At 39.3% G+C, this 21,725-nt stretch carries 16 protein-coding genes; 12 read left to right on the top strand and 4 right to left on the bottom strand.

The window, feature by feature from the left end; translation table 11 throughout:
* Window positions 1-39 precede the first annotated feature (39 nt).
* The 3 genes from HRT50_RS08790 (at window position 40) to HRT50_RS08780 (ending at window position 5,984) form a co-directional block, all read left to right on the top strand.
* Window positions 40-2,889 carry a TonB-dependent receptor gene (locus tag HRT50_RS08790; protein WP_291613512.1) on the top strand — a complete coding sequence of 950 codons (2,850 nt, stop codon included), beginning with the start codon at window positions 40-42 and terminating at the stop codon, window positions 2,887-2,889.
* A 117-nt stretch (window positions 2,890-3,006) separates the two neighbouring features.
* Window positions 3,007-4,293 (top strand): M14 family metallopeptidase, encoded by a 1,287-nt coding sequence (locus tag HRT50_RS08785; RefSeq protein ID WP_291613509.1) that lies wholly within the window; start codon window positions 3,007-3,009, stop codon window positions 4,291-4,293.
* An 8-nt stretch (window positions 4,294-4,301) separates the two neighbouring features.
* Window positions 4,302-5,984 carry an amidohydrolase family protein gene (locus HRT50_RS08780; protein WP_291613507.1) on the top strand — a complete coding sequence of 561 codons (1,683 nt, stop codon included), beginning with the start codon at window positions 4,302-4,304 and terminating at the stop codon, window positions 5,982-5,984.
* 102 nt (window positions 5,985-6,086) lie between these two features.
* On the opposite strand, the gene HRT50_RS08775 is transcribed toward HRT50_RS08780, so the two are convergent.
* Window positions 6,087-6,230: a hypothetical protein gene (locus HRT50_RS08775; protein WP_291613504.1), complete on the bottom strand. Its 144-nt coding sequence runs from the start codon at window positions 6,228-6,230 to the stop codon at window positions 6,087-6,089.
* Between the two features lie 129 nt (window positions 6,231-6,359).
* Here HRT50_RS08775 and HRT50_RS08770 point away from each other — a divergent pair, with 129 nt between their 5' ends.
* Window positions 6,360-8,843 (top strand): response regulator, encoded by a 2,484-nt coding sequence (locus HRT50_RS08770; protein WP_291613502.1) that lies wholly within the window; start codon window positions 6,360-6,362, stop codon window positions 8,841-8,843.
* A gap of 87 nt (window positions 8,844-8,930) precedes the next feature.
* Here HRT50_RS08770 and HRT50_RS08765 read toward each other — a convergent pair whose 3' ends face one another.
* Entirely contained in the window at window positions 8,931-9,179 is a 249-nt protein-coding gene (locus HRT50_RS08765) for a hypothetical protein (RefSeq protein ID WP_291613500.1), read from the bottom strand.
* Between the two features lie 212 nt (window positions 9,180-9,391).
* Window positions 9,392-10,318, bottom strand: coding sequence for a LysR family transcriptional regulator (locus HRT50_RS08760; protein ID WP_291613498.1), 927 nt, complete (start codon window positions 10,316-10,318; stop codon window positions 9,392-9,394).
* Between the two features lie 129 nt (window positions 10,319-10,447).
* On the opposite strand from HRT50_RS08760, the gene HRT50_RS08755 reads away from it, so the two are divergent.
* The 6 genes from HRT50_RS08755 (at window position 10,448) to HRT50_RS08730 (ending at window position 19,180) form a co-directional block, all read left to right on the top strand.
* Window positions 10,448-11,905: an NAD-dependent succinate-semialdehyde dehydrogenase gene (locus HRT50_RS08755; RefSeq protein WP_291613496.1), complete on the top strand. Its 1,458-nt coding sequence runs from the start codon at window positions 10,448-10,450 to the stop codon at window positions 11,903-11,905.
* A gap of 96 nt (window positions 11,906-12,001) precedes the next feature.
* Complete coding sequence (gabT, locus tag HRT50_RS08750; protein ID WP_291613494.1) at window positions 12,002-13,294, top strand: 4-aminobutyrate--2-oxoglutarate transaminase; 1,293 nt, start codon at window positions 12,002-12,004, stop codon at window positions 13,292-13,294.
* 256 nt (window positions 13,295-13,550) lie between these two features.
* Complete coding sequence (locus HRT50_RS08745) at window positions 13,551-15,713, top strand: CapA family protein (protein WP_291613492.1); 2,163 nt, start codon at window positions 13,551-13,553, stop codon at window positions 15,711-15,713.
* A 330-nt stretch (window positions 15,714-16,043) separates the two neighbouring features.
* Window positions 16,044-17,582, top strand: a complete 1,539-nt coding sequence (locus tag HRT50_RS08740) for a PAS domain-containing methyl-accepting chemotaxis protein (RefSeq protein ID WP_291613490.1) — start codon at window positions 16,044-16,046, stop codon at window positions 17,580-17,582.
* Window positions 17,583-17,830: 248 nt separating this feature from the next.
* Window positions 17,831-18,652: a zinc-dependent peptidase gene (locus HRT50_RS08735; RefSeq protein WP_291613488.1), complete on the top strand. Its 822-nt coding sequence runs from the start codon at window positions 17,831-17,833 to the stop codon at window positions 18,650-18,652.
* Between the two features lie 168 nt (window positions 18,653-18,820).
* A complete protein-coding gene (locus HRT50_RS08730; protein ID WP_291613486.1) occupies window positions 18,821-19,180 on the top strand; it encodes an STAS/SEC14 domain-containing protein in 360 nt (119 codons plus the stop codon).
* A 167-nt stretch (window positions 19,181-19,347) separates the two neighbouring features.
* Here the strand turns inward: HRT50_RS08730 and HRT50_RS08725 are convergent, their stop codons facing one another.
* The gene (locus HRT50_RS08725; RefSeq protein WP_291613480.1) at window positions 19,348-20,553 is read right to left on the bottom strand and encodes a LanC-like protein; all 1,206 of its coding nucleotides are present in this window, start codon (window positions 20,551-20,553) and stop codon (window positions 19,348-19,350) included.
* Window positions 20,554-20,745: 192 nt separating this feature from the next.
* On the opposite strand from HRT50_RS08725, the gene HRT50_RS08720 reads away from it, so the two are divergent.
* Together HRT50_RS08720 and HRT50_RS08715 are read left to right on the top strand one after the other, a co-directional pair.
* Window positions 20,746-21,123, top strand: a complete 378-nt coding sequence (locus tag HRT50_RS08720) for a VOC family protein (protein WP_291613478.1) — start codon at window positions 20,746-20,748, stop codon at window positions 21,121-21,123.
* A 343-nt stretch (window positions 21,124-21,466) separates the two neighbouring features.
* Window positions 21,467-21,637 carry a PEP-CTERM sorting domain-containing protein gene (locus HRT50_RS08715; RefSeq protein WP_291613476.1) on the top strand — a complete coding sequence of 57 codons (171 nt, stop codon included), beginning with the start codon at window positions 21,467-21,469 and terminating at the stop codon, window positions 21,635-21,637.
* Window positions 21,638-21,725: the final 88 nt, after the last annotated feature.

Genomic DNA, 21,725 nt, shown 5'->3' with positions numbered 1-21,725 from the left:
TCAATATTTAAGTCTAAACTGTCACATTTGAGTTTATGCGTGCTAACAGCACTAAGTTCTCAAGTTGCCTTTGCTGCAGAAAAAGCAGAAATTAAAGAGGAAGAAATTGAAAGGATTTCTGTTGTCGGTTCAAATATTAAACGTGCTGCGGATGTGAGTACTTTACCCATAACCGTAATGTCGGCATCTGACATTGAAAATTCCGCGGCAGTGTCCGGTGATGAATTACTTCGATCTATCCCACAAATGGGGTCAGTTAACTTCGGTGAAACCACTGGTTCTTCTAATGTCAATGATGCACGTGGAGATGTAGGCTCATTTAACCTTCGAGGTTTAGGCGCTGGTAATACGTTAGTATTGCTTAATGGCCGCCGTATGGTTAATCACCCAGGTACTCAATCTAAGTCAGGCGCTAATAAAGTTCCGGTCAATACGGTTAACTCAAATACTTTACCTGTTTCAGGCTTGCGTTCATTAGAGGTTTTACGTGATGGCGCTGCTGCAATTTATGGCTCTGACGCTATTGCGGGTGTGGTTAACTATGCACTTGATAGTGAGTATGTTGGTAGTAAGGTAAGTCTTAGATACGGTGAATCACAAGGCACGCCGCTAAATGAAACAACCTTTAGCTACTTAGGTGGTTTAGAGCTTAACGAAGGCCGTTCAAATTTAGTTGGCTCGGTTACTATTTACAACCGAAATGGCATGATGGCAACAGAACGTCCATATTCAGCAAGTCATGATAGACGTCAATACCCTGGTTTACCTGAAGAATTTGTTGGTGATAGTCAATTAGATAACCGCAGCAGTGATACCCCTTGGGGCGAGTTTAGTAGTTCTTCTTACGGAACATTTCATCTTCAGCCAGAAAGTATGGGCGATTGTGATGCCGGTGGTGCAGACGGAGCATCCGGTGCGCTTGGTTTAGATGGTGTTTGTGTTGTTGGAGAAAGTGTTTCCGGTTCAGCTGGCTCTAAACCCGGTGGAGATGTGAAATTTGATCGTGGTACTACACGTCCATTATCTTCAGATGCACAAAGAATTAACTTTTACACACATTTCACCCATCAAGTTAATGATGATGTCGAATTTTTTGCGGAAGGTATTTATTACCAAGCGGAACTTACCAATCAGTCAGAGCAAAATCACAACGGTAGTAAACATCGATTTAACATAGCCGCAGATGCCTTTTATAACCCTTTTGACGAAAAAGTTACTTTACGAAAATATCGACCTACTGATATTGGACCAAGAACCGTTACCGTTGATGATACAAGTTATCGAGTACTAGCAGGTTTTAAAGGTTACATGGGCGAATGGGATTGGGAAAGTGCCGCATTTTATAGTGCAGCTGAAACCAACGATGCCAGTACCCGTATTGATATAAATGCTTTTGAAAAAGCAGTAAACTCTACCGATGAAAGTACCGCATACAATGTCTTTGGTGGTGGTGATATTAACAATCCAAATACAATTGGAAATAGACCATTAGTGTCGAAATCCATTACTGACCAGTTTTTAATTCAAGCTCACACTGATTCAACAACGAGTTTAGCATCAATCGATTTCAAGGCTTCGAATAGCGAGATCTTCGAAATGCCTGCTGGCGATGCTGGCCTTGCTCTAGGTGTTGAATACCGCTATGAAGATTATACCAGTGACCGTTCTAAGTATGTAGATGGTAGTTTGCCTTTTACGGACTATAAAGGTGTGGTTAATGAAAGTTCATTATATGGCAGTAGTGCAACAACGGACGCTAGCGCTAGCCGTAGTGTTACTTCCGTTTTTGCTGAGCTTATCTTGCCATTAATCGACAGTGGTGATCAGTATGCAGAAGTGCAACTTGCTGCACGTTATGAAAATTTTTCGGACGGTGGTGATGCATTAAAACCTAAAGTCGCATTATTTTACAAACCTACAAATTGGCTTAGCATGAGAGCATCGTATGCGGGTGGTTTTAAAGTACCTGGCCTACAACAAAGTTCTGAAGAAGCAAGCATGCCACGTCGTAGCTCTAAGTATGATCCGGTATTAGATGACACTTATGCTGTTATTGATAATCGTCAAGGTAACTCTAATCTAGCACCAGAAGACAGTGTAAATACCTCTTTTGGACTTATTTTTGAGCCACTTGAAAATTTAACATTTACTGTAGATTATTGGAATATAGAGCAAGAAAATTTGGTTTTCCTTGCACCTTATGAAACCGTTTTAGCACACGATTATGTTTTACGTGTAGATGGTGGTGCTGGTAATCCTAACGTTATTCGTGATGAAGATTTAGTCGCTAGCCAAGTAAATAATCGATATATCAATGCCTCAAGCCAAGAGTTGTCTGGTCTTGATTTCGGTGTGGTGTATGACTTTGAAACGTCATTTGGTGACTTTGAATTTAACGTAAATGCCGCCTATTTAACTAAATATGAAACATCAGTTGATAGTCTTTCTGCTACCGTACTTGAAGCCCAAAAAGATTTAGTTAAATATCCAAACCTTGAAGACGTAGAAGTTGCCGGTGTAGGTGACTTAATCAAACAAGATGGCAATCCTGAATGGCGCGCTAAAAGTTCACTTAACTGGCGGTTCAATGGTTGGGGCGCTGGTGTTAGCTTAAATTATGTTAGTGAGTTTGTTGATACTAGTACAAACGCGACAGTTGATGATGAAAAAGTATTTTTACCTATAGATAGTTTTACCACTGTCGATGTGTATGGTTCATACAAGGTTTCAAATGATACTCTTTTAGATGGTTCTTATATCAGAATAGGTGTTCGAAATATCGGTGATGAAGAGCCACCAGTAGCAGATAATTACTGGCATGGTTACTCAGGTGATTATCATTCAAACCGTGGTCGTTACTTATACATGAACTTGAGCAAAACTTTTTAAGCACTCCTTTTTGCTATAAAAGCTCAATCAGATATACGTAAGAGATAGACGTTATGGCTCGGTTAGTTAATGCTAGTCGAGCCATATTATTTTTAACCAACTAATAGTTTGAAAATTATGATTAAATTATTGAAAACTGCTCCGTTGTTATTACCTTTATTCTTGTTTGCATGTTCATCTCCTCATATTATTGAAAAAGAAAGCCCTGCGGTTGCCACTACTACAGAGCAATCAGCAGAAAAATCGGTACAATCTGCTGATAAGACACCACTTGCAATAGTCCGCAAGCAAGTTAACAGTGAAAACATTGCTAATAAATCATGTGATGCCGGCCCGGTAACGTTGACAGCTGATTTTTCTGCTGGTCGCATGGACGAATGTAAACGCGTGGCTGAAAATGAATTTGAAATTGTTTTAGTTCCTGAAAATACCCCGATAAACTCAAGCCCTTGGTACGCCTTTAAAGTACAGGCTGAGCAAAATACTGATATTAAAATTACCATGAAAGTTCGTGGTGATGAACATCGTTACCCACCGAAAATTAGTCGTGATGGTAAAACCTGGCAGCTGCAAGACTACCAGATTCGGGGCAAGCGCTTAATCATGAAGATGACGGCATCAGCTAAGCCAATTACTATTGCTGCGCAAGAAATTATTAATAATGAATACTATGTAGATTGGGCCAAACAATTAACCGAGAAAAATACTTTTACTCACAGCATTTTAGGACAATCAACACAAGGGCGTCCTATTTATAAAATAGAGAGCCGAAATGAAAATGCTAACGAGTGGGTGGTTATTTTAGGTCGTCAACATCCACCAGAAGTTACTGGCGCACTAGCACTTTTTCCCTTTGTCGAAACACTGTTATCAAGCAGCGAACTCAGTAATTATTTTCTAAGAAAATATAACGTATTAGTTATTCCCAATATCAACCCTGATGGTGTTGAAGCTGGTAATTGGCGCAGCAATGCTAATGGCTTAGATTTGAATCGTGACTGGGTAGATTTCAGCCAAGTTGAAACTAGCCTGATCAATGACTACTTGCAACAATTGGTTAGTCAGGGACAAAAAATACGTTTTGCGGTAGATTTCCACTCGACCAAAAGTGATATTTTTTACACCATGCCCGTTGATTACGGTGTTGAAAAAGCTTATTTTGTCAGGAATTGGTTAGCTGAGCTTGATCGTCAAATGCCAAATTTTGACGTCGTACTGAGACCCGGTAACAACCCTGGTTTGGGTGTTTCAAAACAGTATTTCTCTGATAAATTTGGTGTTCATGCTATTACCTATGAAATGGGTGACAATACCGATCGCACCAAGATAAAGCGTATTGCTTTTAAATCAGCTAACATATTGATGATTAATATGTTATCCAACGTTGATCATGATAAACAATAGGACATGCTATGAGTATATTTAATGTGAAATTTCTTGATATAAAAGTGATTGCTGAAAAATCACTTAATAAAAAAATAATTACCATGGCAGTAAGTTTAGCCTTGTTAACAGCTTGCTCTGATGACAGTGCTGTTCAAAGTGAAGTACAAAATAATGGGCAGAGTCCTGGCCAAAATAAAACACAGAGTAAGATACAGGGGCAATTAGCCAATAATGTTGATCTTTTAATTACTAACGGCACGGTATACACCGGGGACAGTAACCAAGCTCAACATCTCGATGTCGCTATTTGCCAGAAAATTATTTGTGGTTTATATCCGAGTGGTGATCATACTATTAAAGCGACCAAAACAATTGATGCTACAGGTAAAATTGTTAGCCCAGGTTTTATTGACCCACACACTCACTCTTTATCTGAGCTGTTAAGTAAAGATAAAAACCACAACTTAAATTACTTAACCCAAGGTGTGACTACCGTTGTTAACGGTAATGACGGCGGCGGTCCCGTTGATATCGCTGCAATGTCAGAAAAATTAACCAGTAATGGTATAGGTACAAATACTGCGTTATTAGTCGGCCATGGCAGTTTAAGAGAACAAGTTATGGGCAGAGCAGAGCGTTATTCAACACCAGCAGAGCTCAGTGAAATGTCGGCACTACTCACCACAGCGATGCAAGCGGGCGCTATTGGTTTATCAACCGGTTTATATTATGTGCCTGGTAGTTATGCTAACACTGACGAAGTTATTAGCTTAGCCAAGATAGCCAGTCACTATGGTGGTATTTATGACACCCATTTACGTGATGAAAGTACCTTCAATATTGGTTTTACCGCCGCGCTTGATGAAGCGATTAATATTGCCGACAAGGCCGATATTCACTTACATTTAGCGCATATCAAAGCATTAGGGGTTGATGTTTGGGGACAAAGTGAGCAAGCAATTGATAAAATTGAGCAAGCTCAAAAAAATGGTACGTCAATATCAGCAGATCAATATCCATGGTTAGCCTCTGGTACCAAGTTGCGCAGTGCGGTTATGCCAAATTGGGTAATGGCTGATTCTACAAAAGCTTTTCATCAACGTTTAAAACAAGCGGATTTAGCTGAAAAGCTGGCAAAAGAAGTTACTGAGAATATCCGTAGAAGAGGTGGTCCAGACTCGCTGTATATTACTGAGTTCACTGATACAGACTTAGTGGGTTTAAATCTATTACAAGTAGCGGAGTTGAAAAATCTAGCTATAGTTGATACCGCTATTGCGTTAATACTGGAAGGTGATGTGAGAGTGGCGTCATTTAATATGTCACCTAAAGACGTTGAACGTTTTATGGTACAACCTTGGGTGGTTACTTCTTCAGACGGTACAAATGGTCACCCGAGAAAATATGCTAGTTTCCCAAGAAAATATCAAACTTATGTGGTCGAGAAAAAATTACTCACTATGGCTGACTTTATTAATAGAAGCTCGTCACAAACTGCCAAGATACTCGGTCTAACCGAACGTGGCATGTTAAAGGTGGGCTACAAGGCTGATGTCATTGTTTTTGATCAACAAACATTTTCACCCAAGGCAACTTTTAGTCAATGGAATAACTACTCGGTAGGGATAGAACAGGTGATTGTTAATGGTACCTTGGTGATAGAGGATGCCCAGTACAAGGATATCTTAGCAGGAGAGTTTATTCAGTAAACTCATCAGTTTGTATTGCTGTTATTGACGGTCGTTTTTTAAAACGACCGTCATATTCACTTCCATGCCATCCATTATTGGCATCATGATATCCATTAAAATCTACTCAATCGGCTTTTCTGCTGTTATTAATAAATTAAGCGCCACTTGACCATTTTCTGCTTGTATAACTTCTATGCTAACTTGTTTCTGTATTAAACCTTTGCCTGAGTCAGCACTTGAGGCCTTATTTATATAAAATCCCATGACCAAAAAAGACTAAATCAATACCAAAGCAAATTTACCAATAGCTTAATGGCTAAATGCATCTATGCTAATTATTGGTGCATTTAGTTTCCTTTCTTCCCCTGTCTTACACTGTTGAGAATATCTAATATGTTTGGCTTAGAATTTTTAGATAATAATACCGCGATCTTTCTCGCACTCACTACAGACTATAATTACTTCGTTGTGTTTGCTTCTTATATTGTTGCTTGGATAGGAGCGTACGCGGGTTTATCTACCATTCCCTCAATGCGTTATGCTGAATCAGTTACCGCTAAGCGCTTGTGGCATGTTGGCGGCTCCTTAGCCATGGGCAGCGCTATATGGTCAATGCACTTTGTCGGTATGCTGGCGTTATCATTACCAGTAGCTGTTCACCATCATCTTGGACTAACAGCGCTGTCTGTTCTGCCCGCTATTGCGGCCAGTTATATTGCGCTATTTTTTATTGAACGTGATAATTACACTACTTGGCACCTTATCGGGGCTGGTATTATCTTAGGCGCAGGCATTGGTATCATGCATTATATGGGCATGGAGGCAATGTATGGCAATTTTACGTTAGTGTACCAACCCTGGTTTTTTCTACTCTCGATTATTGTTGCTGTGGTGCTAGCCATTATTGCGCTTTATGCCGGGAAGTTTAATGTAGATGCTGAAAGAGAACAGAATTATCAATTGCTTCGTTCAGCCGCTTTAGTTGGTGCCGCTATTACCGGTATGCATTACATGGGTATGCAAGCATCGTATTTTTTGGCGATTGACCATATCAGCCACGCTGAAGCTAATGCTTCACACGCAATGATGACCGTTATATTGATTGCCAGCACACTATTTCTATCGATGTTAGCTGTGGTATCCAACATCATCAACAAAATGTTTACCAAGCTTTTGTTAGCCAAAGTTGATGCTGAAGCTTCAACGCAGGCAAAGGCCGAGTTTTTAGCGAGTATGAGTCATGAAATTCGTACGCCGATGAATGGTGTCTTAGGTATGCTAGATTTATTGATAAAATCAAATCTCGATGAAAATCAAATGTATAAGGCAAAAATAGCGCGTTCAAGCGCTAAGTCATTATTAGCTTTACTGAATGACATATTAGATTTTTCTAAAGTAGACGCGGGTAAACTAGATTTAGAAGTCTTGCATTTTGACTTACGCAGTTTATTAATTGAATTTGCAGAATCTGTGGCCTTACAAGCTGAAATTAAAGGCTTAGAAATTATTCTTGATATTACTCGCATTGAGCATTCAATGGTCAAAGGCGATCCCGTTCGCATTAGACAAATTATTTCAAACTTGGTATCAAACGCGATAAAGTTTACCGAAACTGGCAATATTATTATCCGAGCTGAACTAATTGAGGATGAACAGTCAGATTTAATCTTTAGTTGCTCTGTAGAGGATAGCGGCATAGGCATTCCGAAAAAATCCATTAAAAACTTATTTCAATTATTTACCCAAGTTGATTCATCCACTACACGAAAATATGGTGGCACAGGACTGGGTTTATCCATTTCTAAACAATTATGCGAATTGATGCAAGGTTCAATCTCGGTCACCAGTATATTGAACAAGGGCAGTTGTTTTAACTTTAACATTAGCTTATTAAAAAGCAGTCAGTCAAAACAGGTAGTACCTCATATAGATGTCAGCAAATTATCGTTATTAGTCATTGATGATAATGCCACCAATAGGGAAGTATTACGGGGACAATTGGAACACTGGGGCTGCTGCGTAGAAGAAGCGGACAGCGCTGCAGCGGCGTTTTTAAAATTGGAGAGCTATTTTGACAATAAACGCGATCTTTTTGATGTGATTTTTGTTGATATGCAGATGCCAAATATGGATGGTGCCACCTTTGCGCGGAAAATAAGACAGGATAAGCGTTTTAATGAACTGCCTATGGTCATGATGACCTCGATGTCGACACAAGGCGATACAAAGTATTTTACCGACCTAGGCTTCAATGCCTACTTCTCAAAACCCGTTACCGGCTCAGATATTTTAGATGCGTTAGCGATAATAAAGTCTCCTGCCAGTGATATCGATTTATCTCAACCAATAATTACCCATCAATATTTGGCTTCATTTTCTCATGAAAATAGTGAGTTAGATGAACGTGAATTAGATGAAAATAGTAACTCAGGTGAAAGTAATATTGCAATCGATGAAATTGATGTACCGTGTCAAAATTTCTCCAGCAAGGTCAAGGTCTTGTTGGTAGACGATAATCGTATTAATACTGTAGTCGCGACTCATATGCTTAACGAGATTGGCCTCAATGTTACCGTGGCTAAGAATGGCCAAGAAGCCTTAGATACATTAGCTAACGCTTGCCCAGGTAAGCCCTTTACTTTGGTGTTAATGGATTGCCAAATGCCTATCATGGATGGTTATCAAGCGACCAGAGGAATTCGTTCCGGAGAAGCGGGTCATCATTATAAAGACATTCCAATTATTGCCATGACCGCTAATGCTATGGTCGGAGATGACGCTAAGTGCTTTGCTGCTGGTATGAGTGACTACTTAACTAAGCCAATAGATATTGAAATATTATCTGATACGCTTAATAAGTGGCTTAAAACTAATTAGTGGCATCCTTATGGTAACCAGCACTATCGCTATTGTAAAATAATCACTGTCAGGGTCAACACTCGATATAAACACTAAGTACCAGCTTTAGTTATAACCTAATACATAGCTATAATTTGATTCATCGAAATCAAAGTATCTCATTAAAGGCGAAGCTTCAGGGCTAGCAGTACTCTCTATTGTATCGTTATTATTTATTCTGTTTGTAATAGCGTTAGTACCAGAGTCATTATCAGCACTAGCAACTGAGTTGTTCTCTAGATTTCCTGTAAAGTCATCTGCAGCGCTATTATTGCACTTCGTTACTTTCCCTTGAGCATCGTCTGTACTAGCCATAATCATCACCTTGTTAAAACGTTATTTATCACCTTGGATAACCATAATGTAATTTTATGTTTAAAAATGAAATGACTTAAGTTTTGTTCATCCATAGCGCAAGGTTATAGGCTGATGGACACGGTATATCTAGGTTAATATATGGCTTTTACTGAGTATTGAGATAGCCAATTCTTATTGACCTAACTTACATTAACTTAGCTTAATGTAAGTTAGGTTATTTTAAATACTTGCTTGAAAATATTGCTCAGTAAATTGACCTTACTTACTTCACGGGGTGAGCTTTTTGTCACCAAGGACAAGTTAAATTGATAGGTATGACTACTGGGTTTAATGATACGAATTTGTCCTTGGTTTAATTCTTCTTGAATATAGCTTTGCGGCATATAGCCTAGATAACGGCCTGATAATATCATGGTTTTACGGGTATCAAATTGGTACGACTTAGCCGATAAATTAAGTTTCATTAATTGCTCTTTTCCATCGTTATCTATATCGATACCGGGATGAATGGCAGCGACTTCTGCTAAATCTTGTTCCGAAATTGAGCTATCAACTTGACTAAAGAAAGGGTGGTCTTTGGCGCAACATAGAAAAATAGGCTCGTTTGAAAGAGCGGTGTAACTTAATCCCTCTATCTGCTGGTAACTTGGGAATAGGCCAATATGGGCTTTATCTTTTAATAATTGCTTTTCAATAGTGGAAATTGAGTCACCGTCTAAGACAATATGTAAGTTAGGTGAGTCATCGTGTAGTTGTTGAATAACTTGCGCTAATTTTTGTTGTTTTAATGAGTCTAGCTGATCGGCGCACAAGATCACTAACTCACCACTAAGCTCTTTACCTAAGGTGCCCACCAGTAAAGAAAAGTCATTGAGTGAGTCAAATAACTCTATTATTGCCCGGTAAACCGCTTGGCCATCTTCGGTTAAGGCAAAGCCACCTCGACCACGACGACATAAGATTAGCTTCATCCGTGTCTCTAAGTTAGACATATGCACACTGATGGTTGAGCGGGTAATACCTAGTGCTAGCTCTGCAGCAGCAAAACCACCGTATTCAACAACAGAGCTGAAAATTCTCAGTAACCTTAGGTCATACTCAGTTACTGGCTTGGGAATAATTGAGGTGTTTTTCATAAGTAATATTCTTTATAAGTTTGGTCTAGTCCAAACAATAGGTTTAATGTTTTATATTTAACCTGAGTTTGTTATGGGTTTCAATAGGGGCATATACCCAAACCACAGATAATTATTAAGGATCTCGTTATGTACGGCCTAGCAGATAAACAATTATTGAAAAACTTTTCTTATATCAATGGTAGTTGGCATAGCAGTGCTACTGAATTTTCCGTCACCAATCCAGTGAATGGCGCAGAGATTATCAAGGTCAGCAATGCTGGTGTGGTTGAAACTAAGCTGGCGGTTAAAGCCGCTAAAGATGCCTTAGCTATGTGGTCGGCAAAATCGGCTAACCAAAGAGCGACTTTATTACGTAACTGGTTTGATCTGATGATGGCAAATCAAGACGATTTAGGTCGAATTCTAACATTAGAGCAAGGAAAGCCATTAGCTGAAGCTAAGGGTGAAGTTGCTTATGGTGCCTCTTTTATTGAGTGGTTTGCTGAAGAAGGTAAACGTGTTTATGGCGATATTATCCCTGGGCCATCAAACGACAAACGCATTATAGTAATTAAACAGCCAGTTGGCGTGGTTGCCTCGATTACTCCATGGAATTTTCCTAATGCCATGATTGCCCGTAAAGCGGCGGCGGCATTAGCTGCAGGTTGTACTTTTGTCGTACGGCCAGCAAAACAAACACCACTTTCTGCGCTTGCCATGGCAGAACTTGCTGAAAGAGCAGGTATCCCTGCAGGCGTGTTTAATGTTGTTGTTGGTGAAGATGCTCGCGGCATGGGTGAAGTGTTAACCCAACATCCTGATATCGCAAAATTCACCTTTACCGGCTCAACGCCAGTGGGCAAAACATTACTGAGCCAATGTGCCACGTCAGTTAAAAAAGTATCAATGGAATTAGGCGGCAATGCACCTTTTATTGTTTTTGATGACGCCGATATTGATGCCGCAGTGCAGGGCGCTATGGCGTCTAAATATCGCAATGCCGGACAAACTTGTGTCTGTACCAACCGTATTTTCGTGCAACAATCGGTACTTGAACAATTTACCGAAAAATTCGCCCAAGCGGTCAGTGAATTAATCCTAGGTGATGGTTTAGTTGAGGGCGTAACTATAGGCCCGATGATTTCGGCGCAAGCGGTCAGTGATGTTGAAAGCTTAGTGAGCAAGTCTATTGCCGCTGGCGCGACATTAATCTGCGGTGGTAAAAAAGATCCCGCTGGAGATAATTTCTACCAAGGAACTATTTTAACTAATGTGACTAATGATATGCCTATTGCCGCCAATGAAATATTTGGCCCTGTATCACCGATTATTGCCTTTGACACTGAAGCAGAAGTTATTGATATGGCCAACGATACAGAATATGGCTTGGCGGCTTATTTTTATTCTCGAGATATTGGCCGAATTTGGCGAGTAGCGGAAGGATTGGAGTTCGGTATGGTTGGTATAAACGAAGGTATTATTTCCAATGCCGCTGCACCGTTTGGTGGAGTCAAACAATCAGGTAATGGCCGTGAAGGCTCAAAGTATGGTTTAGATGATTATTTAGAAATCAAATATTTATGTATGGGCGGCCTAGATAAGTAACTAAGCTTTTAGTAAAAATTACAAAAACCAGCGCTTTTAAGTGAAGATGTTAATGACGCTGGCCAATTGATATAAAAATTGAACTAGGTAAATAAAATGACAAATTCAGAATTACAAAAAAGAAAGACACAGGTAATTGCCCGCGGACAAGGCAATATGTACCCAGTGTATGTGGAGCGTGCACAAAACTCAGAGATTTGGGATGTTGAAGGTAAACGTTATATTGATTTTGGTACTGGCATTGCCGTGTGTAATACCGGCCATAGTCACCCGAAAGTTGTTGCTGCGGTAAAAGCACAACTGGATAAATTTAGTCATACTTGTGTAATGGTTAACCCTTATGAAGTAGCGGTTGAATTAGCGGAAAAATTAGTGGCTATTGCGCCTGGTGATTCAGAGAAAAAAGCAATTTTTGTTTCTACTGGCGCCGAAGCGGTGGAAAATTGCGTTAAAATAGCGCGCGCTCATACCGGGCGTCGTGGTGTTATTGCTTTTAACGGTGGTTTTCATGGTCGTACCAATTTAACCATGGCGTTAACCGGTAAAATCACCCCTTATAAAAACTTATTTGGGCCTTTTCCTGGTGATATCTTCCACGCACCTTTCCCTATTGCTTGTCACGGCATTACCGTTGCACAATCCCTTAAAGCGATAGAAAACCTCTTTAAAGTCGATATTGCACCAACTGATGTTGCCGCCATTATTGTTGAGCCTATCCAAGGCGAAGGTGGTTTCTATCAAGCGCCAAGTGAGTTTTTACAAGCGTTACGCCAGCTTTGTGATAAACACGGTATAGTTTTAATTGCCGATGAAATTCAAACCGGTTTTGCCCGTACCGGTAAAATGTTTAACTTTGAATACGCCAATGTTGAGCCTGACTTAATCACCATGGCAAAAGGCATTGCTGGTGGTTTCCCTATCGCTGCAGTTGTCGGTAAAGCTGACATTATGGATGCACCCTTGCCTGGTGGTTTAGGTGGAACTTATGGCGGCTCTCCGGTAGCTTGTGCTGCAGCACTAGCGGTACTCGAGATCATTGAGGAAGAAAATTTAATAGTACGCTCTAATCAAATAGGCGAACTATTTAACGAGCAGTTGTCACAATTACAAAATAAATTCCCTAATCTGATTCTAGATGTTAGAAACAAGGGCGCTATGATTGCCATAGAGCTTATTTGTGATGGTGATGTGGAACAGCCAAATACTGAGCTAACCCAAGCCATTATTGCTAATGCCGCTAAGTACGGCATAGTGCTATTAGCATGTGGATTTTATGGCAATGTTATTCGTTTTTTACCGGCATTAACTATTAGCGATGATATAGCTAATGAAGGTCTTGCTGTCTTCGAACGTTTATTTACTGATGTTGTCGCAGAACTTGCCAAATAGCAGCTAAGTATCAGCGACTATATACTGAGTAGCTATTTAACTGTTTATTTATATCAACTGAGTAATTTAGCTAAAATGCTTAGTTACTCAGTTTCTGCATTTAAACCATACCCTCAGGTTATACATAGCCAATAGATAAGAATACATTTATTTGTATTTGATGGCATTTGATTGTTTATACTCGTTAATATTCGTCAATACTCGATAAGTCATTGCTTAATTAGCCCCTTTACTTAGTAAAAAACTAGGAACAACTATGCGACAATTTATAACAATAATAATTATCTTAGCCGCTTTTTCTTTTCAGCCTAATGTTAATGCAAATCAAACAGTTAATATAACTGGTCGTTTGCTTGATGAATCACAAAATCCTCTCAGCGATGTAAAAATCACCCTAAACAATAAAACGGTTATGAGTAATAAACAGGGCCGTTTTGTATTGCCTGTTGAACGTTCAAGCACTGAACAAACTATTTACCAACTCAGCTTTGTAAAAAATGATTATTTTAAAAACATCCAAACGTTTAGTCATTACGAATTGTTTTCACTGCAAGCTAAAAAGCATCATGGCGTTATCGCTGATATGACCCTTGTTGCCAAAAAAGCTAAGCGTGTAATGCTAGCTTTTGGCGGTGATGTGATGATGGACCGTCGTTATTACAAACCTTACTTTGGTGATTCAATTTTGATTCACCCAGAAACTAGGCTTAAAGATAGCAAAGCGGTGGTAGAAAATATTAAACCCTATATGAGTATCGCTGATTATGCAGCGGTAAATTTAGAAACACAAATCGCCGATAAAAAGCCCGGTGAACGTGCCCCTAAGTCAGTTACCTTTTATTCTCGACCTGAAATTCTTGACGCTTTAGCGTGGGCAGGCGTTGATTATGTCAGTTTGGGAAATAACCACACCTATGATTATTTAGAGCCTGGAATGCAGTCAACCTTAGCATTTCTAAAGCAAAGCCAACTGGGTTACTCTGGTGCTGGTATGAATGAAGAACAAGCGTTAAAAGCGCATCGCGATACAATCAAGGATACTGAATTTTCTATGCTAGGTTATGTCGGTTGGGAAGGACGCTCTGAGCCAACACAAACCGCAAATCACCAACATGGCGGTGCTGCTTATGGCTCAATGAACAACATTGTTAACTCAGTACAAAAAGAAGTGGCTAAGGGTAGAATCACCATAGTGCAATATCATGGCAGCCAAGAATACGCCAGCAGTCCAACGGGTGTAACCGAGCAACGATTAAAATCAGCACTAGATAATGGCGCCGCGCTTGCCATTGCACATCACCCTCATGTTACTCAGGGTCTAGAATTATATGACAATAAGTTAATTGCTTACTCAATGGGTAATTTCATCTTTGACCAAAACTTTACCGCTACCCAGCACAGTTTCATATTGTATGTTTGGTTAGATGAAGGGATATTTCATCGTGCTGAAATAGTGCCCTTATATGTTAAAGGTTATAAACCAACACCAGCCACCGGTGTTAATCGTTATACTGTGATGAAGCGATTAACAGAGCTTTCTAAACTTAGAAATACCCATATTCGTCAATCCGGTGGTCATGGTGTTATCACGCCAATAACTGCCTCAGTAACAGTTAAGGCAGTGAACACTAAAGCCGATAATCACAAGTCAGCACAGAAATCAGCAAACAAGGCCGCAGTGCAACATACGTTAACCTTTGCTCCGGGCAGCAACGTAGTGAGTTTGTATCATTTACCTTGGCACCAACAAATAAGTGAAATATCTTTACCAAACGAGCAAGTAAAGTATCGCCTAGGGAAAAACTTAATCAATGGTAGTGACTTTGAAAGCTACTCAACCTTTGATAGCCCTGAACGTGGTTTGTTTTTTGACCGAAGTATCATGAGTTTAAATAATTATGGTGCTAGCGGTAATACCAGTATGTCTTTAGCACTTAATAACCAACAAACTACCACCTTTGGTGTGAAGAGCTTTTGGCGGGTATATTCTGCCAGTAGACCGATGACCATTAAAGCTAATTATCAAAGCAAAAATGCAGTAAAATTGCATTATTACTGGCAAGGTAGAAAAAGCAGACAAAAATTATTTGATGCTTTTAAAAATAGTCCTAAAAACCTAATAGAAACCGTCGAGCTACCAGGTACAGAGCAATGGCAAAGTGTTGAAGTTGACTTTAATTCACCAAGAATTGGTTATAAAAGTTATCGCATTATGGTTGAAGCAGAATTAGTCGATGGCAGCATGACACAGTTAGCTATTGATGATTTTGCGGTGATTGAATGGCACAGTGCTTTTACTAATAGCTCAAAGCCACCATTCTTTACTCTTGATAGTCGCCAACCAGCTTATTTAGGTTTATCTAATACCAGTGAAACGGCTAAAGCCAGCTCCCAAGGGGTTGTTGTTAGCACAAAGTAAGTTCGAAATTTCAATAGCCCTGCACCTCGTGGGGCATCTTTAATGCAGGTATTAAATTACTGGCTTAGAGTAACTCAATTATCTACTTAGCAACACCAACGGAAGGAACTCCTTTTGTGCTTGCATCTACAAATAATTTCCAACATCACAACTTTGCACTGAGGTCATTGATTCAGATTACATATTTGTACGTTAAATATTGATCTATATCAAATAAAGGCGTCTAATGCGGAGTTTCCAACTATCTTAATTTGATTATCCTAAATTGACTGACTAATGTCATGCTAGCTTTCAAATTACTTACCGACTCACTTTTTTGGATATATCTTAATGCATAATACTTCAGCCAAAGAAATAACCTTTTCTGATTCCGAACAACTTGTTTCAATTACCGATCTCAAGGGTAGGATAACCTACGCTAACGATGAATTTTGCCGTGTCTCAGGTTACTCCCTAGCTGAGTTAGTTGGCGAACATCATAATATTGTTCGCCATGCCAGCATGCCCAAGGAGGCATTTTCAGATTTATGGAAAAAGCTAAAGCGAGGCGACTCATGGCGTGGCATGGTTAAAAATCGTTGCAAAACCGGTGGTTTTTATTGGGTTGACGCTTATGTAACGCCGCTCTATGAAAACAATAGCGTTGTTGGTTACCAGTCAGTAAGAACTAAGCCAACCGATAGTCAAAAGCAAAAAGCTCAACAATTGTATGACGGGTTAAATAATGGCAAATCAGACCGAGACTTTAATGCCAACACGGCTTTAAAACGTATCATTGCAGCAACTGTCATCCTGCTTGCTTGTCTAGCAACTTGGCAGTATTCAGCGCCGATAATGTCTACGGCTATTTTATTGACCACTATAGGGCTAATTTTTATCATTTTTACCGAGGAGCTATTGGTATTTCCAAAGCTAGCTGCTCAAACCAAAATAGAACTTGATAGCCCATCTCGACTTATATTTTCAGGTAAAGGCTTAACCAGCATCATTAATTACCCTGCAGAGTTATATAAAGCAAGAATAAACACTATATTAGGTCGCAGTAAAGACTCTGGTCGCGGTCTGGTCAAGGTAGCAACTGACCTTGAAGAAGCCGCAAATAATATGATAGAAGGCATACATGAGGAAAACTCTCATCTTGAACAGTTTGCCACGGCAATCACCGAAATGAGCGCAACCATAGATGAGGTGAGTGCCAATACCACACATACTCATGACAAAATGGTTCAAATTCAAGATGAATGCCAGCAAAATATTGAAATCACTAAAGTAACGCAAGCTAAAATTGTTACCTTATCAAATGAAGTCGGAGTAGCCGCAGAAAGTGCTCTTGATTTAGTAAAAGATGTTGATAAAATTTCCACCATTATGGCTGAAATACAAGGCATTGCCGATCAAACTAATCTATTGGCTTTAAATGCGGCTATCGAAGCAGCAAGAGCCGGAGAGCAAGGTCGTGGTTTTGCCGTGGTCGCCGATGAAGTAAGAACTTTAGCAAGTAGAACACAAGGTGCTACCGTACAAATTGAAACTTCAGTGCAAGCGTTACAAACAACGTTACAACAATGGAGTCAGGTAATGCTGGCCAGTAAAGTGAATGCCGAACAGTGCTCTCAAGATACGGTGAAAATCACGGAAACAATGGAGAATGTTATCACTAATGTAAATCTGGTAAGTGATATGACCGCTCAAATAGCGACGGCTACCGAAGAACAAAGTGTTGTCGCTAATCAAATAAATCAAAGCATTGTGACCATAGACGGCATCTCGAAAAATAATGCTGATTTAGCTGAACAGGTGAATAGCTGTGGTATTGAAATAAATAAAAGTGCCGAGTTAATAGAGGGCTTAAGTACCACATTTAAATAAACAATAGTCCCTGAGAATTACTGACTTTTAGCAGATGAAAAGCTCCAATCCACACTTCCTCTAGCCCTTGTTAATTTAGCCGTACCGATGAATTAGCAAGGGTGTTCTACACCATTTTCTGTAACGTCCATAACCACGAAATTTAACTCAACCCACCAATTTCTCCATGATGTTTAAATATCCTCATGGCTTGAAATTGACCCAACTCGTACCAAGATATGAATTAAGCTCACCCTATAAGGATGTTTATGTTACCTATTTTGTTACCTTTGTTTATTGCCATCGCCATCATTGGCTCTTTAATGGCAAAACCGTATTGGCGTGAATATAAGCGCGATCAAGTAAGAAGTTTACCGTTTAAAAAACAATGGCGTAAAATAATCCAGCAAAGAATGCCATATTTTAGGCAAATGCCTACGGATTTACAGCTGCAGTTAAAGCAACATATACAAGTCTTTATCGCTGAGAAAAATTTTATCGGTTGTAATGGCGTTAAAATTACCGATGAGATAAAAATTACCATAGCGGCGCAAGCATGTTTGTTGCTGCTTAATAGAAAAACTGATTATTATCCGAAACTAAAAACTATTTTAGTTTATCCCAGTGCGTTTGTTAAAGAGCAAAGCCAATTAAACCCTGATGGTACTCAATACACCAAAAGAGTGGCTTTATCCGGGGAGTCTTGGGATTTTGGCAAGATAGTCTTATCGTGGCAAGACAGCGTACATGGCGCAGAATTACCTAACGATGGCCACAATGTGGTTATTCATGAGTTTGCCCATCAACTTGATCAAGAAAATGGTAAAGCGAATGGCTCGCCTATTTTAGGAAAAGGGCAAAGTTATCAATGCTGGTCTGAGATATTTAGCCAACAATTTGACGAACTTAGAAAGCAAGCCGCAGCTGGCACACCGTCAATATTTGATTATTATGGTGCCACCGAGCCCGCAGAGTTTTTTGCCGTGGTCAGTGAGGTGTTTTTCGAAAAGTCTCAACAGTTCTCTCAACAACACCCAGCATTGTATAGTCAACTAACCAGCTATTATAAAGTTGACCCCATTCATTGGTAATAACTTGAATATAATAGGGTATTTGTACTATTTATTGATGTTTAATCTATAAAGCTCATAATTTTAAAGTTATAATATATGCACTAAAAACAATAATGTTATCAACGATAGCAGTAAATAGACTTATTAAGCGCAATAAGTCTATTTTATCAGGGATATATTTATTATATGGATGTACACCAAATATCATTTGCCAAGATCACTGTCTTGCGTAATGATCTTGCCGAAATAGTTGTTGATGATGGCGTCGATATAAACGTTAAAATGGTTGATGAAATCCATTATTGCTTACTGTCAATTTTCAATCACACATTTTCACTACTCATTAATAAAACTAACTCCTACTCAAGCCAACTCGATGCGCTGATGAAGTTTGGCACCTTGGCGGCAATAAACAAAATAGCGATTTTTGCCCCCAATAAAATGGCCAGAATGAGCGCTGATTTTTCAGCGACTATCCCAAGCTCTAAAACCTTAAACATTGAGGTATTCATTGACCGTGATGACGCGCTTTTATGGTTGCACTAAGGGCTATATCAGCAAAATGATACCTGATAGCGGCGTATCGGCAACCATTATGGCAGTAGGAATAAGAGTAAAAGCTGTTAGTTTGAAAATATAATGATAAACCAATCGCGTACTGTGTTTTTATACAGCTACCAGCTGGGTGTGTAATATTTGATCATTACTGGGCATCAAAATAAATCTAAACCAGGAATAGCTGCCTCGTCTGGATGTAAACAGTGATATAAATAGATTGCTAGGCCAGCATCTCCGGTCCACAAAGTGTACCTTCCTTGGTCGTAGTGTATGCGATCTTGTTGGCATTGTTTAATTGCATGCATGGCAAACTTTCTTGCTCTATCAAGCCAAACTGAATCTCCCGTCCTTTTATATAAATATAAAAACGCATAGCCGTTGCCGGCAGTGCCGTGGCAAATATTAGCTCCTTTGCTTAGTGGTCCTGCTTGCCAAACTAACTCTGCAGTTGTTGCTAATAAGTTATCCAGCTCGGTAGTATTTGACGATGCAATTTTAGGGGCTCTTGCCATAGCAGTAACTATGCCTGCTGCGCCATGACACCACTGTACCAAGAGTTTATCAATATTTGGCTTAGTACATAGTGGCCAATTATTTAGCTTTTTCTCGGTTTTAGCAGAGATAATAAGTGTTAAAACTGTGCGATGAAGGATTTCCTTAACTGAAATGTCTGCTATTAAATCGGCACCTTGTAGCAGGATATTAGCATTACCTACTATGCCATGACAGGCACCATAATAATGTCGCTTAGGCCCAAATACTTGACTTTGCCACAGCCATTCGCCGCTAGATTTATCTTGCTGCCAATTAGCTAGCAGCGATCTTGCCCCTTTAATAAACATTACTTTCCAGCAGGATTTCCCTGTTTTTTGATACAGAGCAAAGGCGGCATGCATCATGCCACTTTGTCCTGACGTTATTTCATGAAAAGGTAGCGCTAGTGTAGCTTCCATACACTTTAAAAGATTATTTGATACTTCATCGTTATTAGGATCTGCTAATAGTCTAGGCATCAAAATACCGATTTCGCCTAGCTGTAACCCCGGCTCGATTGCTACGTCTGGGTTTTGCAAAAATGAAGAATACACCTGGGCGAGTAAATGCGATAAGTCAGTTACTTGATAGCCGTAATTTTTTAAGATCTGTAAAGCATGAATAGTACCAGCCGAGCCAGCATAAGCAGCCCATTTCGGCCCAACCTTAGGATAACCCTCCGCATCAAGTGGGTGTGTAGGCCAACTAGCATTGGCTAATAAAGATTTTTCAATATCATCAATTATCGCTAAAATTTCTTGCTGAACGATATTACTATGCCAAGGTGTTTCCGTGAGGGGTTGGTGACGTTTAGGTTCAAATAGCATAATTACTCCTTCCTATTAACTTATCTAATACCAGTCTTAATCTAAGCCATAACTTAAGCCATAATAAAAGCTTGAAGATATACTTTGATATTGCTCTTTATTTTTATCATTTGTATATATTTACACGGTAACTGTGTTTATATACAGCACGCTTGCGATTATGCATTAAAATAGCTATTAAGGATAATTATTATGATAAAACTCTCAGTAAGTATTGACGTATCAGACTTAAAACAAGCCGAATATTTTTATATAGAAGCGCTTGGCTGTAAAAAAATTCGTGATCAAGGGGCTAACATGGTGGTACTTGCCGTAGATAATTGCGATATCTATTTACAAGAAAAATCAGCTGGCTCCAAGCCATTACCAGCAGAAAGTGATGTTAATCGTGATTATGGGCGTCATTGGACACCCATTCACTTAGATTTTCTCTGTGAAAATATCGATGAACTGGTTGAGAGAACAGTGAAGTTAGGCGGTGTGCATGAAGGAGGTGAGAGCGGTGACTGGGGCTCTATTGCTCATTGTGTAGACCCATTTGGCAATGGCTTTTGTGTAATTAATGAGTAAGTTTGCTAATAAGTAATCGACTACGCATCAAAAGTAAACTAGCCAAATAAATTAAATGTCACTGTAGACACCTGAGTTCAAATGGTGAATGTAGCGCTACCGTGAAAGTCATTGTGTGCAATAGTTATCCTTGGGATTATGCCCGCAATGATGAACTTTAATTAGTATAAAAAGTAATATAAAAATAATAAATCAATGGATAAATTGTGGTAAATGTGTCAGGTTATTTTACAGTTTAAATTTTACTCAATAAACTTTTAAAAAATTAATCCTTAAATTCAATAGCATAAAACTCTCGGTCTACTCTATGCATTCATTTCCGCAACCAACAGAGGAGAATACAATGAAAAATGTTAATTTAATGTCTAAATTGTATATCGTTTTAACTTTGCTCATAACTAATAGCGTTTATGCTGGTCAAGAACCAACAACACCTATACCTGAGCCAAGCATCCTATCGTTATTTGCGGTGATTGGTGTTGTCGTTTATATTTTGAAAAAACGTAACAAATAACAACTCATTCTTAGGTCACAACCTTCCTATGCTAGATATAAGAACGGATTACTTATTTCTGTGTTTAGCTTTCATACTTCTTTGGGAA

The organism is Colwellia sp. (genome assembly GCF_013215345.1).
Taxonomy (GTDB): Bacteria; Pseudomonadota; Gammaproteobacteria; order Enterobacterales; family Alteromonadaceae; genus Colwellia.
The sequence above is the reverse complement of the archived record's forward strand: the minus strand, read 5'-3'. Positions and strand labels throughout refer to the sequence as shown.